Genomic DNA, 281 nt, shown 5'->3' with positions numbered 1-281 from the left:
AGAGCATAGAATGCTAACTTTCGACTTGAAAGTCACCAAATTTATCTTCTTTTTTAGAGTGATTTTCAATATAATTTTTTATCATTTCGTCAGTTACATTTCCGCTAGTCCTGACAAAGTAGCCTACTGCCCACAACCCAGTATCTCTTTTTTAGCTCTGGAAAGTTTTGCTGGATTTTTCTGGAACTTTTTCCTTTTATTAACTGCACTAACTTACTAATACTTAAGTATGGGGGTACAGAAACGTATACGTGTACATGACTTGACGCAACTCTACCTCT

At 35.6% G+C, this 281-nt stretch carries 1 pseudogene; it reads right to left on the bottom strand.

Annotated features, from left to right (window positions below):
* Positions 1 to 13 precede the first annotated feature (13 nt).
* Positions 14 to 281 (bottom strand): annotated as a pseudogene (gene tnpA, locus ACJ5GX_RS08035) (IS200/IS605 family transposase); the annotation flags it as partial.

Source organism: Wolbachia endosymbiont of Tuta absoluta (assembly GCF_059414725.1).
The sequence above is the reverse complement of the archived record's forward strand: the minus strand, read 5'-3'. Positions and strand labels throughout refer to the sequence as shown.